General features: G+C 66.4%; 15 protein-coding genes. 9 read left to right on the top strand and 6 right to left on the bottom strand.

The features are described from left to right. Positions 1–159: 159 nt before the first annotated feature. Entirely contained in the window at positions 160–1,809 is a 1,650-nt protein-coding gene (locus tag AC5Y5O_RS22125; protein WP_243393971.1) for a mannosyltransferase, read from the top strand. Positions 1,810–1,918: 109 nt separating this feature from the next. Here the strand turns inward: AC5Y5O_RS22125 and AC5Y5O_RS22120 are convergent, their stop codons facing one another. Genes AC5Y5O_RS22120 through uvrB form a run of 3 tightly spaced genes read right to left on the bottom strand, consistent with a single transcriptional unit; the run spans position 1,919 to position 6,955 of the window. After that, complete coding sequence (locus AC5Y5O_RS22120) at positions 1,919–3,316, bottom strand: MFS transporter (RefSeq protein WP_096287163.1); 1,398 nt, start codon at positions 3,314–3,316, stop codon at positions 1,919–1,921. A gap of 44 nt (positions 3,317–3,360) precedes the next feature. Then, the gene (locus tag AC5Y5O_RS22115) at positions 3,361–4,767 is read right to left on the bottom strand and encodes an MFS transporter (protein ID WP_096287161.1); all 1,407 of its coding nucleotides are present in this window, start codon (positions 4,765–4,767) and stop codon (positions 3,361–3,363) included. Between the two features lie 28 nt (positions 4,768–4,795). After that, entirely contained in the window at positions 4,796–6,955 is a 2,160-nt protein-coding gene (uvrB, locus tag AC5Y5O_RS22110; RefSeq protein WP_096287159.1) for an excinuclease ABC subunit UvrB, read from the bottom strand. A gap of 646 nt (positions 6,956–7,601) precedes the next feature. On the opposite strand from uvrB, the gene AC5Y5O_RS22105 reads away from it, so the two are divergent. Then, complete coding sequence (locus AC5Y5O_RS22105) at positions 7,602–8,090, top strand: hypothetical protein (protein WP_096287157.1); 489 nt, start codon at positions 7,602–7,604, stop codon at positions 8,088–8,090. 285 nt (positions 8,091–8,375) lie between these two features. Here the strand turns inward: AC5Y5O_RS22105 and AC5Y5O_RS22100 are convergent, their stop codons facing one another. After that, positions 8,376–10,424, bottom strand: coding sequence for a serine/threonine-protein kinase (locus AC5Y5O_RS22100; protein WP_096287155.1), 2,049 nt, complete (start codon positions 10,422–10,424; stop codon positions 8,376–8,378). A 193-nt stretch (positions 10,425–10,617) separates the two neighbouring features. Here AC5Y5O_RS22100 and AC5Y5O_RS22095 point away from each other — a divergent pair, with 193 nt between their 5' ends. The 7 genes from AC5Y5O_RS22095 to AC5Y5O_RS22065 all read left to right on the top strand — a co-directional run bounded on the left by AC5Y5O_RS22095 (position 10,618) and on the right by AC5Y5O_RS22065 (position 17,492). Then, the gene (locus AC5Y5O_RS22095; RefSeq protein WP_096287153.1) at positions 10,618–13,257 is read left to right on the top strand and encodes an FHA domain-containing protein; all 2,640 of its coding nucleotides are present in this window, start codon (positions 10,618–10,620) and stop codon (positions 13,255–13,257) included. A gap of 93 nt (positions 13,258–13,350) precedes the next feature. Next, positions 13,351–13,818, top strand: coding sequence for a ribonuclease FAU-1 family protein (locus AC5Y5O_RS22090; RefSeq protein WP_096287151.1), 468 nt, complete (start codon positions 13,351–13,353; stop codon positions 13,816–13,818). Positions 13,819–13,827: 9 nt separating this feature from the next. Further along, positions 13,828–14,403: a DNA polymerase ligase N-terminal domain-containing protein gene (locus AC5Y5O_RS22085; protein WP_096287149.1), complete on the top strand. Its 576-nt coding sequence runs from the start codon at positions 13,828–13,830 to the stop codon at positions 14,401–14,403. Next, entirely contained in the window at positions 14,400–15,398 is a 999-nt protein-coding gene (ligD, locus tag AC5Y5O_RS22080; RefSeq protein ID WP_096287147.1) for a non-homologous end-joining DNA ligase, read from the top strand. Before AC5Y5O_RS22085 ends, ligD (AC5Y5O_RS22080) begins: the two co-directional genes overlap by 4 nt. After that, on the top strand, positions 15,398–16,288 hold the full coding sequence (gene ligD / locus AC5Y5O_RS22075) for a non-homologous end-joining DNA ligase (protein ID WP_096287145.1): 891 nt from the start codon (positions 15,398–15,400) through the stop codon (positions 16,286–16,288). Before ligD (AC5Y5O_RS22080) ends, ligD (AC5Y5O_RS22075) begins: the two co-directional genes overlap by 1 nt. Further along, positions 16,281–17,057 carry an Fpg/Nei family DNA glycosylase gene (locus AC5Y5O_RS22070; RefSeq protein WP_096287143.1) on the top strand — a complete coding sequence of 259 codons (777 nt, stop codon included), beginning with the start codon at positions 16,281–16,283 and terminating at the stop codon, positions 17,055–17,057. Before ligD (AC5Y5O_RS22075) ends, AC5Y5O_RS22070 begins: the two co-directional genes overlap by 8 nt. Positions 17,058–17,081: 24 nt before the next feature. Beyond that, entirely contained in the window at positions 17,082–17,492 is a 411-nt protein-coding gene (locus AC5Y5O_RS22065) for a hypothetical protein (RefSeq protein ID WP_096287141.1), read from the top strand. A 3-nt stretch (positions 17,493–17,495) separates the two neighbouring features. Here the strand turns inward: AC5Y5O_RS22065 and coaE are convergent, their stop codons facing one another. Beyond that, complete coding sequence (coaE, locus tag AC5Y5O_RS22060; protein WP_500027454.1) at positions 17,496–18,710, bottom strand: dephospho-CoA kinase; 1,215 nt, start codon at positions 18,708–18,710, stop codon at positions 17,496–17,498. Between the two features lie 6 nt (positions 18,711–18,716). Continuing rightward, positions 18,717–20,162 (bottom strand): 30S ribosomal protein S1, encoded by a 1,446-nt coding sequence (gene rpsA / locus AC5Y5O_RS22055; protein WP_096287137.1) that lies wholly within the window; start codon positions 20,160–20,162, stop codon positions 18,717–18,719. Positions 20,163–20,194: the final 32 nt, after the last annotated feature.

Here is a 20,194-nt window from a genome sequence, read left to right as displayed (position 1 = left end):
CGCAGCGGTGTGGCGCAAGCCTCCATTTACGGCGCCACGCTGCGGCAACGGCGTTGATTCCCGATAATGAGGCTATGGAATGTCCCCGCCCGGGCCGGAAGGCCTTGCGTGGCGGCGTTTTCCGGGAACCACGGATGCGGCAACGGCGGTCCGTCGGGGATGCCCGGATATCTCGGGCCGGCTGGGCGGACTGCTGGTGACCATGTTGATCGGCTGCGCCTTACAGTGACAAGCATCATGGCTACGTCCGCCGTCGAGCAACGCTCCCCGGGTGTCACCGCCGAGTCCGGGACCGGGCCCGCGCGGGGCAGGTTGCTCGACCCGTGGGCGATCGCCGTGCTGGCCGCCGTCATCAGCGGCGCCTGGGCCTGCCGGCCTTCGCTGTGGTTCGACGAAGGAGCGACGATCTCGGCCGCGGCCAGCCGGACTTTGCCCGAACTGTGGCGGCTGCTGGGCCACATCGATGCCGTGCACGGCCTGTACTACCTGGTGATGCACGGATGGTTCGCCATCTTTCCGCCGACCGAGTTCTGGTCGCGGGTTCCCAGCGCCCTCGCGATCGGGGTCGCTGCCGCCGGCGTCGTCGTGTTCACCAGGCAATTCACCCCGGGACGCGGCACCGCAGTGTGCGCGGGCGTCGTCTTCGCCATCCTGCCGCGCACCACCTGGGCGGGTATCGAGGCGCGCCCGTATGCCATGTCGGTGGCCGCGGCGATCTGGCTGACCGTCCTGCTGGTCACCGCGGTGCGGCGCAACCGGCGCGGGCTGTGGGCGGGTTACACCGTGGCGCTGATGGTGTCGATCCTGCTGAGCCTCAACCTGGTGTTGCTGGTCGGTGTCTACGCGGTGATGCTGCCGCTACTCGCGCCCAAGGGATCCCGCAAGTCGCCGGTCATCTGGTGGGCGGCCAGCACGGCCATCGCGCTGGGTGTGATGACGCCGTTCATCCTGTTCGCGCACGGTCAGGCATTTCAGGTCAACTGGCTGTTCCCGGTCAGCTGGCACTACGCCTTTGACATCGTCCAACGGCAGTATTTCGACCACAGCATTCCGTTCGCGGTGCTCAGCGGGGTGATCATGGTGGCCGCGATCGTCGCCCGACGGTTCGGTGCGCCCGGCCCGGCGGGCGACGTGCGCCGCCTGCTGACCATCTGCGTCGGTTGGATCGTGTTGCCCACCACCGCCGTCGTGGTCTATTCAGCGATCGGCGAGCCGATGTACTTTCCCCGCTACCTGATCCTGACCACACCCGCGATGGCCGTGCTGCTGGCGGTCTGCATCGTCACGGTGGCACGACGGCGGTGGGCGATCGTCGGTGTCGTGCTGCTGTTCGCGATCGCCGCGGTGCCCGATTACCTGTTCGTGCAACGCTGGCCGTACGCCAAGGAAGGCTGGGACTACAGCCAGGTTGCCGACCTGATCAGCTCGCACGCCGCTCCCGGCGACTGCCTGCTGGCGGATAACACGGTGCCGTGGCGGCCCGGCCCGATCCGCGCGCTGCTGGCCACCCGGCCCGCCGCGTTTCGATCGCTGATCGACGTCGAGCGCGGGGCATACGGGCCCAAGGTCGGTTCACTGTGGGACGGCCACGTTGCGGTGTGGCTGACCACGGCCAAGATCAACAAGTGCACCACCCTGTGGACGATCACCAACTACGACAACTCGTTCCCCGATCATCAGACCGGACAATCGTTGCCGCCGGGCGCATTCGGCCGCACGCCGGCGTATAAGTTCCCCAGCTACCTCGGCTTCCACATCGTCGAGCGCTGGCAGTTCCACTACTCGCAGGTCGTCAAATCCACCCGCTGACAGTGCGGGCCACGATGACCCTCTCTGGCGCGCAAATGGGAATGGCGCCAAGCAGTTTCGCTGAGATCGACGGCGTGCTCGCCGTGCTGCGCGCCGAGGACGAGGTGGACTAGGTGTAACGGTCGTCGCGGGCCGCGCGATGCGACGCCAGCACGCCGCTGGCGGCCAGCACCGCGAAAACGAGATACAACGCGCGGGCCGCCGCGGCATCGTCGGCTTCATTCAGGTTGACCACCACGCCCGCCAGCCCGCCACCGAACGCCGCAGAGACCAACTGGACGGTGTTGATCGCCGCAGCCGCCGCACTGCTCTGCTCCGGGTCGTCGGAATCCATCGCACGCACCACCAGGTGCGGCCAGGCGATCCCGATGCCGGCCCCGGTGATCAGCAGCGCCAGCGCCCACAGCGCGACGAACCCGAGCGGGGCGTACGCGCGCTGGGTCAGCGCCGCCAGCGCCAGGCCCGCTGCCATCACCAACGGACCCGCGACGACGAGGCGCCGGATCACGCGCCGGTCGGTCAGTGAAGCGCTGATGATCTCGCTGCCGGTCCATCCGGTGGCCAGCGCCGCGGCGAGAAACCCCGACTCCACCGGGCTCAGGTCAGCCAATTTCTGGCCAAACAGCGGCACATAGATATTGGCCATCGCGGCAGCCATCTCCACCGCCATCACGATGAAGATCCACTTGGCCGGTCCCGGGCCAAATACGCTGCGCGGCAACACCGCTACCGGCGTTCGCCCGTCGACGACGACGAAGACGAACACCAGCAGGACGGCGAGGAGCAACAGCCCCAGGTTCTGCACCAGGTGATGCGGAAGCGCCGCAACGCTGACGGTCAATGCGGCCGAACTCATCAGCAGCAGCGACCAAATGGGAACCTTGCGGACCGGCGTCAGCGGATTGTGGACGACGTGGCCGGGTTCCATAACCGTCAGCACCACCACCGTCATCAGCACGGCCCCGATGCCTGTTGCGGTATGCCCCCACCGCCACAGCCCGAGTTGGGCGAAGAGCCCGCCCGCCACCGGGCCGATCAGCGTCGATACTCCCCACATCGCCGACACCAGCGCCGAGCCGCGAGTCCACAGCGAACGCGGGAGGGCGGTATTGATAAGCGCGTAGCCCAGACCGGCCAGCAGTCCGCCGGACAAACCTCGCAGTGTGCGCCCGGCGACAAGAACCGCCATGCTCGGCGCCAGCGCGTTCACCACGCTGGCGAGGGCAAACACGCTGAGCCCGATCAGGTACGCCCGTCGCGCCCCGATGCGCTGCAGTATCGGGTGGACCGCCGAGGCGGAGACGACGGAACCGATCAGATACAGCGTCGTCGCCCAGGAAAACAACCGCGCTCCGCCGATGTCGGCGATGATGCTGGGAAGCATGCTGACGGTGAGAAATTCGTTGGTGGAGTACAGCAGAACGCCACCCGCAAGAACAGTGGACATCCCCAGGTGCTCGCCGAACAGCTCGCGCCAACTACCGGTCTCATCCTTGGTGACGGTCACTGGTACACCGTATGGTGCGAATCCCCAGTTTCGTCAGCAAAGCATCAGCGCGATGCGTGACGATCGCGCCGACTGGCCAGGGTGGACGCGACGACGGCCGAGGCCGCCAGCCCGGCGATGACGGCATACAGCCACCGGGCCGCCGCCAGGTCCCCGCCCGCAGCGTTGTTGACGACCACGCCCGCCAGCCCGGCCCCGAAGGCCGCGGAGACCAATTGGACGGTATTGATGGCCGCGGCCGCCGCGCCACCCTCGGACGGGTCGTCGACGGTGTCCATCGCACGCATCGAGAGATGCGGCCACGTCATCCCCATTCCGATACCGGCGATCAGGAATCCCACCGACCAGACCATGACGACCCCCGTCGGCGCGTCGGCGCGCTGAGTTACGGCGGCCAGGGCCAGACCCGACGCCATCACCAACGGCGCCACGGCGATCACCCGGTCGACGAGGCGAGGGTCACTCAGTGAGGCGCTGGAGAGCTCGGCGATGGTCCATCCCATGGCCAGTACTGCGCCCAGAAGTCCCGCCGCGACCGGCGTCAGATGGGCCAACCGCTGACCGAACAACGGCACATAGGTGTCGACCATCACGGCGGCCATCTGCACCGCCATCGTGAGGTAGATCCATTTCAGCGGTCCACGGCTGAACACGCTCGGCGGCAATGCTTTTGCATGCATCCGCCAATCGGCCAGCACGAATACGATGATCAGCACCACACCTGCGACCAGCAACCCCGCCATCGCAAAGACGTTGCGCGGCAACTCCGCAACGCTGACTGCCAACGCGGCCGCACCCATCAGCAGCAGCGACAACACCGGCACCCTGGTAATCGCGGTCGGCTCGCCGGTGCCGACGTCGACGTCGGTGAGAACCCTCGGCACCAACACCGCCATCAGCGCGGCGAGAATGACCATGGCACCAAATGCCCACCGCCACAATCCAAATTGAGCAAAGAGGCCGCCTATCGCCGGCCCGATCAAGGTCGCGACCCCCCACATCGCCGACACCAGCGCCGAGCCGCGAGTCCACAGCGAACGCGGGAGGGCGGTGTTGATCAGCGAGTAGCCCAGGCCGGCCAGCAGGCCACCGGCCACACCCTGCAGGGCGCGTCCGCCGATCAATACCCCCATATTCGGCGCCAGCGCGCACACGATGCTCGCGATGCCGAAGACGGCCAAGCCCCACAGGAATGACGAGCGCGCACCTATGCGCAGCCGCAGCGTGTTCACGGTGGCGGCCGCGACGACGGAGCCGACCAGATAGAGAGTGATCACCCACGCGTACAGCCGGCTGCCGCCGATTTCGGCGACGGTGCTGGGGAGCAGGCTGGCGGTCAGAAATTCAGTGGTGGCGTACAGCAGAACGCCACCGGCCAGCACGGTCGACGTTCCGAGGTAGCCGCCCAGCAGCTGGCGCCAGCTGCCGGTCTCGCTCGTCGTATTCGCCACCCCTACACCGTATTAGGCGCGCCGCGGGTCACTTCAGACCGGCCGCATCCATTCCGCGCAGTTCCTTTTTGAGGTCGGCGATCTCGTCACGGAACCGCGCGGCCAGCTCGAATTGCAAGTCGCGGGCGGCGGCCATCATCTGCGCAGTGAGGTCTTTGATCAGGTCGGCCAATTCGGCGCGGGGCATGCTGGCGGTATCGCGGCCTTCGATGATGCCCGCGCTCACGGCGCGACCGGGCTCTCCTTGCGCGCGCCGGCCGCGCGACGCGTTGCGGCCCGACCCGCCGATCTGGACGTTCTCGGAGTCGTCGGCCTCACGATAAACCTGGTCGAGGATGTCGGCGATCTTCTTGCGCAGCGGCTGCGGGTCGATGCCGTTGGCCTCGTTGTAGGCGATCTGCTTGGCGCGCCGCCGTTCGGTCTCGTCGATGGCCTCCGTCATCGAGTCGGTCATTTTGTCGGCGTACATGTGGACTTCGCCGGAGACGTTGCGGGCGGCGCGGCCGATGGTCTGGATCAGGCTGCGTGCCGACCGGAGGAAGCCTTCCTTATCGGCGTCGAGGATCGACACCAGCGACACCTCGGGCAGGTCCAGACCCTCGCGCAGCAGGTTGATGCCGACCAGCACGTCGTAATCGCCGAGCCGCAGCTGGCGCAGCAGCTCCACCCGGCGCAGGGTATCCACCTCGGAGTGCAGGTAGCGCACCCGGATGCCCATCTCCAACAGGTAGTCGGTGAGGTCTTCGGCCATCTTCTTGGTCAGGGTGGTCACCAGCACCCGCTCGTCGGCCTCGGCCCGCTTGCGGATCTCCCCGATCAGGTCGTCGATCTGCCCCTTGGTCGGCTTGACGACGACCTTCGGGTCCACCAGGCCGGTCGGGCGAATCACCTGCTCGACGAACTCCCCGGCGGCCTGGCCCAGCTCATAGGGCCCCGGGGTAGCTGACAGGTACACCGTTTGCCCAATCCGGTCGGCAAATTCCTCCCAGGTCAGCGGGCGGTTGTCGACCGCCGACGGCAACCGGAATCCGTATTCGACGAGGTTGCGTTTGCGCGACATGTCGCCCTCGTACATGCCGCCGATCTGCGGGACGGTGACGTGCGACTCGTCGATGACCAGCAGGAAGTCTTCCGGGAAGTAGTCCAGCAGCGTCGCCGGAGGCGAGCCGGCGCCCCGGCCGTCGATGTGGCGCGAGTAGTTCTCGATGCCGGAACAGAACCCGACCTGCCGCATCATCTCGATGTCGTAGTTGGTGCGCATCCGCAGCCGCTGGGCCTCGAGCAGCTTGCCCTGGCTCTCGAATTCGGCGAGCCGCTCCTCGAGTTCCTGCTCGATGGTCGAGATCGCCTGCGCCATCCGCTCCGGCCCCGCGACGTAGTGGGTGGCCGGAAAGATGCGCAGCGAGTCGACCTGACGGACTACGTCGCCCGTCAACGGGTGCAGGTAGTACAGCGCCTCGATCTCGTCACCGAAAAACTCGATGCGCACCGCGAGCTCTTCGTAGGACGGAATGATCTCCACGGTGTCGCCGCGCACCCGGAACGAGCCGCGGGTGAAGGACAGGTCGTTGCGGGTGTACTGCACGTCGACCAGCAACCGCAACAGCCCGTCGCGGGGCACCTCTGTGCCGACCCGCAGCTCGACCGAGCGGTCGAGGTAGGACTGCGGCGTACCCAAGCCGTAGATGCACGACACCGACGCCACCACGACCACGTCGCGACGGGACAGCAGCGACGACGTCGCGGAATGCCGCAGCCGCTCGACATCGTCGTTGATCGAGCTGTCCTTCTCGATGTAGGTGTCGGTCTGCGCGATGTAGGCCTCCGGCTGGTAGTAGTCGTAGTACGAGACGAAGTACTCCACTGCGTTGTGCGGCAACATCTCTCGCAGCTCATTGGCCAGCTGGGCGGCCAGCGTCTTGTTCGGGGCCATCACCAGGGTGGGCCGTTGCAGGCGCTCGATCAGCCAGGCAGTGGTAGCCGACTTCCCGGTGCCGGTCGCCCCGAGCAGCACCACGTCGCGCTCCCCCGCCAGAATCCGTCGCTGCAGCTCGTCGATGGCGGCGGGCTGGTCACCGGCGGGATCGTGCGGGCTGACCACCTCGAACCGGCCGCCCGCGCGCACGACCTGCTCGACCGCGCGGTACTCCGAATGCGCGACGACGGGGTGCTCGGTGGCAAAGGCCATGTCCCCAGGGTAGAGGCGTGCACCGACAACTGTGTCGACGCCGGTCCTAGGATCGCTTCGATGACGGATTCTTCGGAGTAGGTAGCAGTCGATCTCACCGACGGAGAACGCGAGTTTGTTTGGCATGCGCTGCATGAGTGGCAGAACTCGGCGGCGTGGAAGCCATTCCCGATCGAGGTGCTGGGATTGTCGAATTGGGATGAGTTCGACCAACTAACAGGGCGTCTAGCTCGCGCTGTGACCGAAGGCAGTAGCTGACGTCACTTGACTGGGCGCGGGTGCTATATCTACCCGAATCGTCCTGGGCCAGTAGCCTCGTCGGGGCGGCACTCGATTTTCCATCGTCACAGGGTTTTCCGACGCCAAAGGATTGGCTTTGCTTCGTGGGCTGCAGCGGAAAATCGGCGGGATCGACAATGCTGACATCCTGTTCCCCGGTCGCGGGCGGTTCCGCCCCGTCGAGGAGTGGAAGCGCGAGAGCGAACGAATAATCCGCGAGCAGCAGGGACGGCAGTATCCGCCTGGACTGTAAGCCGCCCACACCACGCCACCTGAATCTGATCTAGTCCGGCGGAATCCGCCTACAGTGCTGGCCACCGGTGGGACACGGACGAAATGCCACGACGCTGGCTTTACAATCACTTCGATGACGGATTCTTCCGAGTTGGTGGCAGTCGATCTCACCGACCGAGAACGCGAATTCATCCAGCAGGCTCTGGAGCAATGGGCGTTGTCGGCAGCGGACGCGCCGTTTCCGTTTCAGGTACTCGGGTTGTCGACGTGGGATGAGTTCGGCCACCTCACTGTCCGGCTTAAGCGGGCAGTGACCGATGGCGAGTCGCTCACGGACCTGGACTGGGCCCGAGCACTATTTATAACCGAAATCACCTGGGCCAGTGGCCTGGTCGGCGCGGGCTTGGACTTCGCGACCGTCACCGGGTTCTCAGACGGCGAAGCGGTGAGCTTGTTGCGCGGCCTACAGCACCGCCGCAAGATCGGCGGGCGCATGCGCGCAAAGTTATTGTTTCCCGACGGGGGGCGCACCCGCACCGCCGCGGACATTGAGGAAGAAAATCTCTACTGGGAGAAAGTCCGCGCTGATCAGCAGGGGCGCCAGTATCCGCCCGGACTCTAGCGTGGGCCGGGACTCCAACTTCCCAGGCGTAGTTCATTCCCCGTGATCCCATGGGTCAGGGTCCATATCACCAAGCACTGGCGGGTGGTGATGACCGGCATGGGGCGGCTCGACCAATCTCGGTCCGGAAGGCATCGCTTGTAGAGCCGCGGTGTCCACACGCAACTGCTCCATGAGCGAAAGTTTAGGCCGACTGTCACGCCGCGAAAGTCAGTCAGACCACTGAACCACACCCGTCACACCGGCACCGCGCGGGCAAGCACGACTCCGACGCGCGCGCGAACCTCAGTGCCGGGTCCACATCCGGGTGACCGGATCGCATTGCAGCAGATACCCGTCGTTCGACGTGGACATCGCGAACACCGGGACATCGGGCAGGTCGCATGAGCTGCCCGCGGCGTGCACCCCGGTCGCGATGGGCGCCTTGTCCCAGGTGTTGCCTTCGCACACGACCTGCTGGTTGCTGGTTGGGTCGTAGGCGAGCTTGTCGACGTCGGTGCATAACCCGCCGAGCACGGCCGGCGCCGGGTGTGCAGGTGTGGTCGAGGTGCTGATCACCTGAGTGGGATCGGCCAACGCGACGCCCGCCGGCACGCCACCGACCCGGGTCGCCACCACTGGGACCCGCACCACGGCGCCCTGCGCGGAGCACTCGTTGCTCAGCACCGTTTCGGTCTCGGTGCCCCGCAGCGTGCCGTCCGACTGAGGCGCCAGCGACCAGGCGACGGTCTCCTGCTGCGTCGCCCTGACTTGCCCATTGGGCAGGCGGCAGCCGACCCGCTCCTGCTGCGGCGCGCCCTGCCAGTACCCGCCCAGATAACGCCAGGTGTCGGTCTCGCCGCCGTCGGCGGTGCTGGCCACTTGGTGGTTGGTGTCGTCGAGCTTCGTTCCGCTGGCCGCGCATCCGTTGGTGGTGCACACCGAACGGAACGCCCACCAGTTTGTGGTGGAGCCGTCGTGGCGGATCGGGACACCGTTGGTGGTCCGCTTGGTTCGGTCATAGGTCAGTTGATAGGTGCCGTCGAGCACCGGTCCCCCGGGTCTTGGCGCGACACTGGCGGCGGGCGCGGACGGACGCGAGGCCAGCGTGGGATTAGGCTGCGGACTTGCCGGCGCAAAGGAGTACAGCGTCGACCAGGTTGCCGCGACGGCGATCAGCACCGCGCATACCAGCGCGGCCGACCAGCGAGTCCGCGACGAAAACCTATGGTAGGCAGCCGAAACAAGGCCGCGGGCACCATGCCGGCGGTGCGGCAGGAGCGTCGCGTCAGCGTCCCGGACGGTCGCCGCGACGGCGTCGGCCCGTTCGCCGACGGCGGCGGCGAATGCGCGACAGCGCTCGAAGCGCTCCGCGGGTTGCTTGCCAAGGGCTTTGAAGAACAGGTCGTCCAGGTATGCCAAATCCGGGCGGTAATCGCTGAGTCGGGGCGGATCCTCGTGCAAATGTTGACTGATCACCGCGATCGGGTTGGCATGCTGAAACGGCGGAGCGCCGGTGAGTAGATGAAATGCTGTGGCGGCCAACGCATATTGGTCGGCACGCCCGTCGATGTTAGATCCGGTCAATTGCTCGGGCGCCGCATACGCGACCGTGCCGACAGCGACGTTGGTCTCGGTGATCCCGCTGATGTTGCCTAAGTGTCGCGCTACTCCGAAGTCCGCCAACAAGATTCGCTGGTCATCGTCACCGGGATGGGTGAGCAGAATGTTGGCGGGCTTGACGTCGCGGTGCAGCAAGCCGCGATCGTGCGCGTAATCCAGTGCGCCCGCGACGGCTTGCAGAATCGCGCACACCTGCCCGATCGGCATCCCTTCGCAGTAGCGCTCTTTCACCAGCCGGGATGCGTCGGTGCCCTCGACGTAGTCCATCGAGATCCAGAGCTGACCGTCGAATTCGCCGCGATCGTGGACGCCGACGATGTGTGGGTGCCACAGCGTGGCGGCGAGATCGGCTTCCCGGTTGAATCTTTCGCGGAATTCGCTGTCCGCGGTGACAGCCTCGGCGAGGACTTTGATCACGTCGCGACGCGGCAACCGCGGATGCAAAGCCAGATACACCTCGGCCATCCCCCCGGCGCCCAGCGGTCGCAGGATGGTGTAGCCCGCAAACGACGCACCGTTGGCCATCGCCTGGCGTGAGGCACTGACCTGCTCGGCGGCCAGTTCGGGCTCGGGGTTCGGAGTCGACGGGGGAACGCGCCGAAACAGGTGGGCGACGGTCATTGAAGAGCGCGCATGAAATCCGGCGCGCAGCGCCGCACGGGCCTGTCGCGGGTTAGTCAGCAGCCGCCTGCCGCTGCCGAGGCGCCGGGTCGGGCGCTTCAGCTCGTCCATGTGTGATGGCCCCCTCGTCTGTCAGCATTCGTGCGCGCGTCGGCACAACTCCCCGTCTCGCATCCTGCCGGACGCGGATAGGCGAAAGTCCGTTAAACGCTATGAGCCAGCTATGAAGCCGCCGAAGCAGACAAAGCGAAGTCACAGGCCAGTCCAATGGGAGGCACTGACTCGGTGCACCGATACTTGAGTAGTGAATCGACCCGCCCCTCCTGTCCTGACGATTCGGCACGACGGGTCTCAACGAACCTTCGCCGCAGGCCAAGAAGTGATCGTCGGACGCGATCAGCACGCCGATCTGCGCATCGCCGACCCGCGGATATCCCGTGCGCACCTGATCCTGCGCTTCGACCAAGGCCGCTGGCTGGCAATCGACAACGGGTCGCTGAACGGGACCTACGTCAACGGCTATCGAATGCCGGTCGTCGACCTGCACGACGGCCAGAGCATCCACGTCGGAAACCCCCAGGGACCCCGGCTGACCTTCGCCATCGGACCGCAACAAGGCCAGTCCAGCCGGCCGCCCCGAGCCAGGCCGACCCCGGATTCTGGCCCACCCACCATCGCCTGGTCCGCGATGCCCGACCCACCGACCACCACGTCGCAGCCGCTCCCGCCGCCGCGCCAGCCACTTCGGCGTTCGCAACCTCAAATGCCCGGCCCGCCAAGGCATCCCGGTACACATCCGCGCAAGGTTCCGCCACGGATGCCACCGCCGCCACGCGCGACACCCCCCGAGGAACTCACCGTCGTCAACGCCGAATCGCTACGCACGCCGGCCGCGGTGGACGGGGCACCGCCCGCCCAGTCCACCGTGATCGACGCCAAGACCGCCGACGTGTCCAACCTCGCGACGCGGTTTGTGAAGTTGCTCTCACCGCGTTCGTCGTCGGCCGCGGGTACCGCCGACGCGATGACGATCGGGCGCGCACCCGAGAACGACATCGTCGTGTCCGACGTCCTGGCCTCGCGCCAGCACGCCACGTTGGTGCCGACGTCGCTGGGCCTGGAAATCCGGGACAACAGCATCAACGGGACCTTCGTCAACGGCACCCGGGTCGGCTCGGCAATCCTGAGCGACGACGACGTGGTCACCATCGGCAACGTCGACCTGGTGGTGCGTGACGGCACCCTGACCAAGCTGAGCGAGGCGGCGACGCGTTCCGGCGGCCTCGAGGTGCGCGACGTCAAGTACGTCGTCGACAACGGCAAACAGCTGCTCGACAACATCTCGCTGACCGCCCGTCCCGGGACTTTGACCGCCGTCATCGGCGGATCCGGCGCCGGGAAGAGCACGCTGGCCCGGCTGATCGCCGGCTACACCACGCCCAGCTCCGGGTCAGCCACGTTCGAGGGCCACAACATTCACGCCGAATATGCGTCCTTGCGCAGCAGGATCGGCATGGTGCCGCAGGACGACGTCGTGCACCGCCAGCTGACCGTGAACCAGGCGCTGGGCTATGCCGCTGAACTGCGGCTGCCACCCGACACCAGCAAAGCCGACCGCGCCAAGGTCGTCACGCAGGTGCTCGAGGAACTCGACCTGACCAAACACGCCGAAACCCGAGTCGACAAGCTGTCGGGCGGCCAGCGCAAACGCGCCTCGGTCGCGCTGGAACTGCTGACCGGTCCGTCGCTGCTGATCCTGGACGAGCCGACGTCGGGCCTGGATCCCGCGCTCGACCACCAGGTGATGATGATGCTGCGCCAGCTGGCCGACGCCGGTCGCGTGGTGATCGTGGTGACGCACATGCTGTCCTACCTCGAACTGTGCGACCAGCTGCTGTTGGTGGCGCCGGGCGGGAAGACGGCCTACTGCGGCCCGCCGGACCAGATCGGTCCCGCGATGGGCACCACCAACTGGGCCAAGATTTTCACCAAGGTGGGCGCCGATCCCGAGGAAGCCAACCGGCGCTTTCTGGAACGCAACGAGGCCCAGCGCCGGAAACCGATGGCGGCCAAGGACGATGAGCCCGCAGAACTGGGCGAACCGGTCCATACCAGCGTGCGGCGCCAGATCTCGACGATCGCGCGCCGGCAGATCCGCCTGGTCGTCGCCGACCGCGCCTACTTCGTCTTCCTGGCGCTGTTGCCGTTCATCCTGGGGTCGCTGTCGCTGACGGTTCCGGGCTCGAACGGGTTTCATCTGCCCGGGGCAAACGCGGGCACACCCGACGAAGCCGCTCAGATACTGGCTCTGCTGATGCCCGCCGCGGCGTTCATGGGCACCGCGCTGACGATCCGCGACCTGGTGGGTGAACGCGCCATCTTCCAGCGTGAGCAGGCCGTCGGGCTGTCCACTACCGCTTACCTGCTGGCCAAAACCGCGGTCTTTTGCGGGTTCGCGATCGTGCAGTCGGCGATCATCACCGCGATCGTGGTGATCGGCAAGAGCGCCCCGACGCGAGGCGGCCTGCTGCTGGGGCATGGCACGGTCGCGGCCACCGTCGAGCTGTTCGCGACCGTCGCGGCGACCTGCGTCGCATCGGCCATTCTCGGCCTGGCGATTTCGTCGCTGGTCCGCTCCAGCGAGCAGATCATGCCGCTGTTCGTGGTGGCCGTGATGGCGCAGCTGGTGCTGTGCGGCGGCATGGTCCCGGTGACCGGCCGGCTCGGGCTCGATCAGCTGTCATTTGTGATGCCGGCGCGCTGGGGTTACGCCGCGGCGGCCTCGACGGTCGACCTGCGGCACCTGGTGCCGGATTCGCTGCTCTCCCAGGATCGCTTCTGGCAGCACACCGTGAAAACCTGGCTGTTCGACATGGGCATGCTGGGCGCCCTGTCGTTGTGCTATCTCGGTTTCGTCCGGTGGAAGATCCGGCTGCGACGCTGAGGGCCGCGATCCCGGTAAGGTAACGCCATCCACCCTCCGAAGCACGAAACGTTCGACCTGCGCGCCCGCACCAACACCGACCCCAAAGGCATTGTGCGGGCGGTCGACGAGTATGCGGTGCACCCGTGGGGGCTCTATATCGCCCGGCCGACTCCGGGCCGCGCCCAGTTCCACTACCTGGAATCGTGGCTGTTGCCGGCGCTGGGATTGCGCGCCACGGTGTTCCACTTCAACCCGGGCCACCAGCGCGACCACGACTACTACCTGGATGTGGGCGAATATGTGCCCGGCCCGGACGTGTGGAGCTCGGAGGACCACTACCTCGATATCGAGGTGCGCACCGGCTCCGGCGCGGCGTTGGCCGATGTCGACGAGCTGCTCGATGCCGTCCGGCACGGGCTGCTGACTCCCGAGGTTGCCGACCAGGCGGTGCGTCGCGCGGTGCATGCCGTCGAGGGGCTGGCCCGGAACGGCTACGACCTGCAGCGCTGGCTGGGCGGTGACGGCATCGAACTCACCTGGCGCCAGCGGCACCAGTTTTCGCAGCGGGCGCCCGGGTAACTCTGCGGTATGCCTTTGAGTGAGTACCGGCGTAAGCGGCGTTTCCGGCGCAGCCCCGAACCGCGTGGGCGGCTCGGGCGTCGACGTCGTGCCGGCACGACCGAGCCGTCCTTCGTGATTCAGCACCACGCCGCCCGCAGCGACCACTACGACCTGCGCCTGGAGATCCAGGGCGTGCTCGTTTCCTGGGTGATCGCCAACGGGCCGTCCGCGAACCCCAGAGACCGCCGGCTGGCACGCCGGACCGAGGATCACCCGCTGGACTACGCGGAATTCGAAGGCGTGATCCCCGAGGGTGAGTACGGCGCCGGGCCGGTGATCGTCTGGGACCGGGGCAGCTACACCAACGAGACCGCATACGAGATGGCCGAATGCCTGGCTCGCGGCCATGTTTCGTTCCATTTGCAGGGCGAGAAGCTGACCGGCGGCTTCACCCTTACCAAGGTTCGGGACGGCGCGGACGAGACCTGGCTGCTGATCAAACGCAAAGACGAGGGTGCGGACCCTCGGCGCCAACCGGTGAGAAGTCAACCCGAATCGGTGTTGTCCGGCCGCACCCTGGACGACCTGGATAAATCGTCATGACCGATCTCGCCGGCCTGCCCGACTCGGTACGCGACGCATTGCGCGACGAGACGGTGCCGGACTGGCGAGCTCCCACGCTGGCCACCCTGACCGACAAGAGATTCTCCGACCCGAACTGGATTTTCGAGCGCAAGTTCGACGGCATGCGATGCCTGGTGTTTCGCGACGGTGATCGCATCCGGTTGCTATCACGGAATCGCCAGCCGCTCAACGGAACCTATCCGGAGCTCGTCGACGCAGTCGCCGCGCAGCAAACCACCCGATTCGTGGTGGACGGTGAGGTCGTGGCGTTCCAGGGACGCCGTACCAGCTTCGCCAGGTTGCAGGGACGGCTGGGCATCACCGACCCGAACGTGGCCCGCGCGTCCCGAATCCGGGTCTATTACTACCTTTTCGACCTGCTGCACCTCGACGGCAAGTGCACCACCGAGCTGCCGCTGAAGTGGCGTAAACGCTTGTTGCGCGACGCGATCAGCTTCGGTGATCCGTTGCGCAACACCGCCCACCGCGTCGGCGCCGGCCTCGCCGCCTATCAGGCCGCGTGCCGGCGCGGCGACGAAGGAGTGATCGCCAAGCGGGCCGACTCCACCTACGAGAGTGGCCGCTCGAGAAATTGGCTGAAGTTCAAGTGCGTTCGCGACCAGGAATTCGTTGTCGGCGGCTACACGAGTCCGAGTGGTAGCCGAATCGCATTGGGTGCGTTGCTGATCGGCTACTACGACGACGGCGACCTTGTCTACGCAGGCAAAGTCGGTACCGGCTTCGATGAGGCCACGCTGCGCGCCCTGCACGAGCGGCTCTTCCCGATCGAGCAGGACACACCGCCGTTCACCCGGGGATTGGTGCGCCAAAACGGTGCCCGGTGGGTGCGTCCGGAGTTGGTGGCCCAGATCGGGTTTACTGAGTGGACGCGCGACGGCAAGCTGCGCCATCCGCGCTACCAGGGACTACGGACCGACAAGGACCCCGGCGATGTGGTACGGGAGACACACTGATGCCACGCATTGATGTCGAGATCACCCATCCGGATCGCGTCTTGTTTCCGCAGAGCGGTATCACCAAGCGGGAGCTGGCCGACTACTACGGCGAAGTGGCTGACACCATGCTCCCGCACCTCAAGGGCCGCGCCGTGACCGTGCAGAGGTTTCCCCGTGGGATCGGTGAAAAGGGTTTCGTACAACAGGATTTCGCTGACACTCTGCCGGACTGGATGCCCGGCGTCGAAGTCGCCAAGGAAGGCGGCACCCTGGTGCATCCACTGGTCGAACGCCCGGAAGCCCTGCGCTGGCTGGCAAACCAGAGCTGCATCACCCTGCACATCTGGCAGTCGCGGAAAGACCGGCTACATCATCCGGACCGATTGGTCTTCGACCTCGATCCGTCGGACACCGACTTCGCCGTGGTCCGCGCGACCGCCCACGCGCTGGCCGACGTGCTGGACGAGCTGGGACTGGCACGCTACGTGCAGACCACCGGATCACGCGGACTGCACGTCGTGGTGCCGCTGCGGCCCGAAGCCGACTTCGATACCGCTCGGCAGTTCGCCCGGGACGTCGCCGAAGTCGTCGTGGCCGACGACGACGCGCACCGCACCGTGGAAGCCCGAAAGGACAAGCGCGGCGACCGGGTGTACCTCGACATCATGCGAAATGCATACGCGCAGACTGCCGTCGCGCCGTATGCGGTCCGAGCTCGCCCTACCGCCCCGGTGGCAACTCCGCTCGAGTGGGACGAACTCGACACCCGCGGCCTGCGAGCGGACCGGTTCACCATCGGCGACCTTCCCAAACGACTGAGCGGCCAGGGCGATCCGTGGGCAGACATGTACCGGCACGCCCGCTCACTGACCGGACCGCGAGAGCGGTTGGCGAAGCTGCGTGCCTGAACTACCCGACGTCGAGGGATTCCGGCGCGAGTTGGCAGATACCCTGCCCCGCCGCCGAATTCAGCGCGTGCAGGTGCGCGACCCCGGCATTCTGCGCAACACGTCCGCCGCCGCACTCGGCCGGCGTCTCGACGGGCACCGCTTCCGCACACCGCGCCGCCATGGCAAGTGGCTGATACTGCCCACCGACGGTCCGACGCTGGTTATCCACAGTGGTATGACCGGGCACCCGTACTTCGCCGGCACCGAGACGGAGCGTGAGAAGTACGAACGCCTGGCGGTCTCGCTCGACAAAGGCGAACTGCGCTACGCCGACCTGCGCAAACTGCGCGGAGTGTGGCTGGCCGATGACGACGACGACCTCGCGGAGGTACTCGGCCGGCAGGGTCCCGACGCGCTGGGCATGAGCCTGCCGGTCTTCCGCGACGTGCTCGGCGGCCGGCACGGTCAGCTGAAGCCGACACTGATGGACCAGTCGGTGATTGCCGGCCTGGGCAATCTGCTGACCGACGAAATCTGCTGGCGGGCCAGGTTACGACCCACCCACCCGGTCGCCGAGCTCGCGGCGGACGAGGTGAAGCGCCTGCACACCGCGATGACCCAGGTGCTGCACACCGCGGTCCGGCACGGCCGGGTGCCGGGACTGCCTCGATGGCTGACGAGGGTGCGTGACGAACCGGATCCCGCTTGCCCGCGCTGCGGGACGCGCCTGTGCCGGCGCCGGGTGAGCGGCCGGATGTCGTTGTGGTGCCCGAACTGCCAGCGTTAGCCTCTGGGCGTAATCTCTGCAACTATGACCCCTCGTAAGCGCTGGTCTATGCCGGTGGTCGCGGTCACCGTCATCGGCTCGCAGCTGATTCCCGTAACGGCCCATGCGGACCTGCACAACATCACCTACCGCGCCAGGATCGACGCCCTGACGACCGGCAGTCAGGCCACCTTCGTCACCAACGGCGGCAAGACCAACACCACGAACCTTCCGTCGATGCCGGGCAACGCGTTCGAGGCCAACACCGTGTTGCCCGACCCGGCCCAGGCCGGTCTGCGGATCGTGCTGCACTTCCCCTACGCGGCGAACGTGCACTGCGAGATCGACGTCGACGACAACGTTTTCGTTCAGGCCGACCAAATGGTCCGGCCGACACCCGGCAATTCCGACCCGAATAACGGTGCGCTGCAATGTGGAGCGCCGCTGCCGACGTAGCAGCTAAGGCCGCCAGCCGGTGAAATCCGCCCACTCCCAGGCCCGGCGGTAGGCGTCGGCAAACCATGGTTCCTTGGCCTCGACGTAGATCGCCGTGTCGCCGTCGGCGGGCTTTTCAGCCGCGTGTTTGACGGCCAGGTAGGTAGCCCGTTCCCCGGGGTTGGCGGCCAGCCAGTCGACGAATAACAATGCGAACTGCTGATTGGGCCAGCCGGCCACCCTGATGTGCACATTGGTGGGGCGTCCGGGATCGGCCGAAGCATGAATGCGCTTGCGCCACAATGTCGGATCGTCGCTGTGGTCGTAATCGCTGACCGTGCTGCGCGCGTCGGCCTTGACGTCGTCCTGCTCGATATGCTCGATGCGCGGGTAGCCAGCCGCGAGCAAGACCTCGGTGAGTTCATCTGCCACCGCGAGTGATTCAACGGTGATCTGGATGTCGATCACGTCTTTGGCGTCGAACTCGGGCACCGCGGTCGATCCGATGTGGTCGACGCGCAACGCCTTATGGCCGCACGACACCGACAGCCGGTTGACGATGCGGCGCGCCTGGTCCGGCCAGGTCGGATCGGCCGGCACCACGCGTGCCGGTGCGCGCACGAACCGCCGCTCGGCCAGATTGTGCGCGAACGGCACAATTCGGTCGTTCCACACCTCATGGGCCCGCTTGACCAAATCCTCTTGACTGCCGGAGTTATCGAGCCAGATGTCGGCGACGGCCTCACGCTGCTCGTCGTTGGCCTGAGCTGCGATCCGGGCACGGGCGTCGTCCTCGGACATGCCGCGCTGCTCGACCAGTCGGCGCACCCGTAGTTCCACGTCGGCGTGCACGATGATCACCAACGGAAACAGCGGCGCCATACCGGATTCCACCAGCAGCGGAATGTCCTCGACGACGACCGAGTCCTCCGGCACCGAGGCGATGATCTCCTCGCGCCGCTTGCCCACCAGCGGATGAACGATCGAATTCAGCTTCTGGCGAGCCTCGTCGTCGGCAAAAGCCTTGGCGGCCAAGGCCGGACGATCCAACGATCCGTCCGGCTGCAGGATGTCCTCACCAAACGCCTCGACGAGCGACGCCAACCCCGGGGTGCCTGGCTGGACAACCTCCCGGGAGATGACGTCGCCGTCGACGATGATCCCACCGCATTCCGCGAACGTGGCGGACAGCGCCGATTTCCCGGCGCCGATGCCACCGGTCAACCCGATGCGCAGCATCGAGAGTTAGGCGTTGCCGGCGAGCTTTTCGCGCAGCGCGGCCAGCTGAGCGTCGCTGGCGAGCGAGCCGCCCGCCTCCTTCGGCGAGGACGCACCGTTGCCCGGCGCGTGATCGCTGTCGGCGTGCCCGGCTGCTTCGGCAGCGGCGAACTTCTCCATCTGCGCGGTGTGCATCTTGTGCCGGCGCTCGGCCTCGGCGTAGCGGGCCTCCCACTCGTTGCGCTGAGTGTCGAAGCCTTCTATCCACTCGTTGGTTTCGGAGTCGAAGCCCTCGGGGAAGATGTAGTTGCCCTGCTCGTCGTAGCTGTCGGCCATGCCGTACTTGGCGGGGTCGAACTCGTCGGTGTAGTCCTCGTTGGCCTGCTTGAGCGACAACGAAATTCGGCGGCGCTCCAGGTCGATGTCGATGACCTTGACCATCGCGTCGTCGCCGACTGCGACCACCTGGTCGGGCACCTCGACGTGACGCTCGGCCAGCTCCGAGATGTGCACCAGACCTTCGATGCCCTCCTCGACACGCACGAACGCGCCGAACGGCACCAGCTTGGTCACCTTGCCAGGAACGATCTGCCCGATGGCATGGGTGCGGGCGAAGTGGCGCCACGGGTCTTCCTGAGTCGCCTTGAGCGACAACGAAACCCGCTCGCGGTCCATGTCGACGTCGAGCACCTCGACGGTGACCTCGTCGCCGACCTGCACGACCTCGGACGGATGATCGATGTGCTTCCAAGACAATTCGGAGACGTGCACCAGGCCGTCGACACCGCCGAGATCGACGAACGCGCCGAAGTTGACGATCGACGAGACCACACCCTTGCGGATGGTGCCCTTCTGCAGCTGGTTGAGGAACTCGCTGCGCACCTCGGACTGGGTCTGCTCCAGCCAGGCACGGCGGCTCAGCACCACGTTGTTGCGGTTCTTGTCCAGCTCGATGATCTTGGCTTCGATCTCCTTGCCGATGTACGGCTGCAGATCGCGCACCCGGCGCATCTCGACCAGCGAGGCGGGCAGGAAGCCGCGCAGGCCGATGTCGAGGATCAGGCCGCCCTTGACGACCTCGATGACGGTGCCCTTGACGGCCTCGTCCTTTTCCTTGAGCGCTTCGATGGTGCCCCAGGCGCGCTCGTACTGCGCGCGCTTCTTGGACAGGATCAGACGGCCTTCTTTGTCCTCCTTGGTGAGAACAAGGGCCTCTACCTCATCGCCCACGGTAACGACCTCGTTGGGGTCGACATCGTGCTTGATGGACAGTTCGCGGGCGGGGATGACCCCTTCGGTCTTGTAGCCGATATCGAGGAGCACCTCGTCCCGGTCCACTTTGACGATCGTGCCTTCGACGATGTCGCCATCGTTGAAGTACTTGATCGTTTTGTCTATTGCGGCGAGAAAGTCCTCGCTCGAGCCAATGTCGTTGACGGCTACTTGCGGCGAGGTGACGGCGGGACTCGGCATATTGTTGGGGTGCTCCGGACAGGTTGGGTCGT

Source organism: Mycobacterium sp. NGS40, from assembly GCF_059812735.1.
The sequence above is the reverse complement of the archived record's forward strand: the minus strand, read 5'-3'. Positions and strand labels throughout refer to the sequence as shown.

Coding starts and splice junctions, on each gene's coding strand:
- rpsA (WP_096287137.1), bottom strand. CDS start 20,162: ATGCCGAGTCCCGCCGTCACCTCGCCGCAAGTAGCCGTCAACGACATT.
- ligD (WP_096287147.1), top strand. CDS start 14,400: ATGACCGATCTCGCCGGCCTGCCCGACTCGGTACGCGACGCATTGCGC.
- coaE (WP_500027454.1), bottom strand. CDS start 18,710: ATGCTGCGCATCGGGTTGACCGGTGGCATCGGCGCCGGGAAATCGGCG.
- ligD (WP_096287145.1), top strand. CDS start 15,398: ATGCCACGCATTGATGTCGAGATCACCCATCCGGATCGCGTCTTGTTT.
- AC5Y5O_RS22065 (WP_096287141.1), top strand. CDS start 17,082: ATGACCCCTCGTAAGCGCTGGTCTATGCCGGTGGTCGCGGTCACCGTC.
- AC5Y5O_RS22125 (WP_243393971.1), top strand. CDS start 160: ATGCCCGGATATCTCGGGCCGGCTGGGCGGACTGCTGGTGACCATGTT.
- uvrB (WP_096287159.1), bottom strand. CDS start 6,955: ATGGCCTTTGCCACCGAGCACCCCGTCGTCGCGCATTCGGAGTACCGC.
- AC5Y5O_RS22105 (WP_096287157.1), top strand. CDS start 7,602: ATGACGGATTCTTCCGAGTTGGTGGCAGTCGATCTCACCGACCGAGAA.
- AC5Y5O_RS22100 (WP_096287155.1), bottom strand. CDS start 10,424: ATGGACGAGCTGAAGCGCCCGACCCGGCGCCTCGGCAGCGGCAGGCGG.
- AC5Y5O_RS22085 (WP_096287149.1), top strand. CDS start 13,828: ATGCCTTTGAGTGAGTACCGGCGTAAGCGGCGTTTCCGGCGCAGCCCC.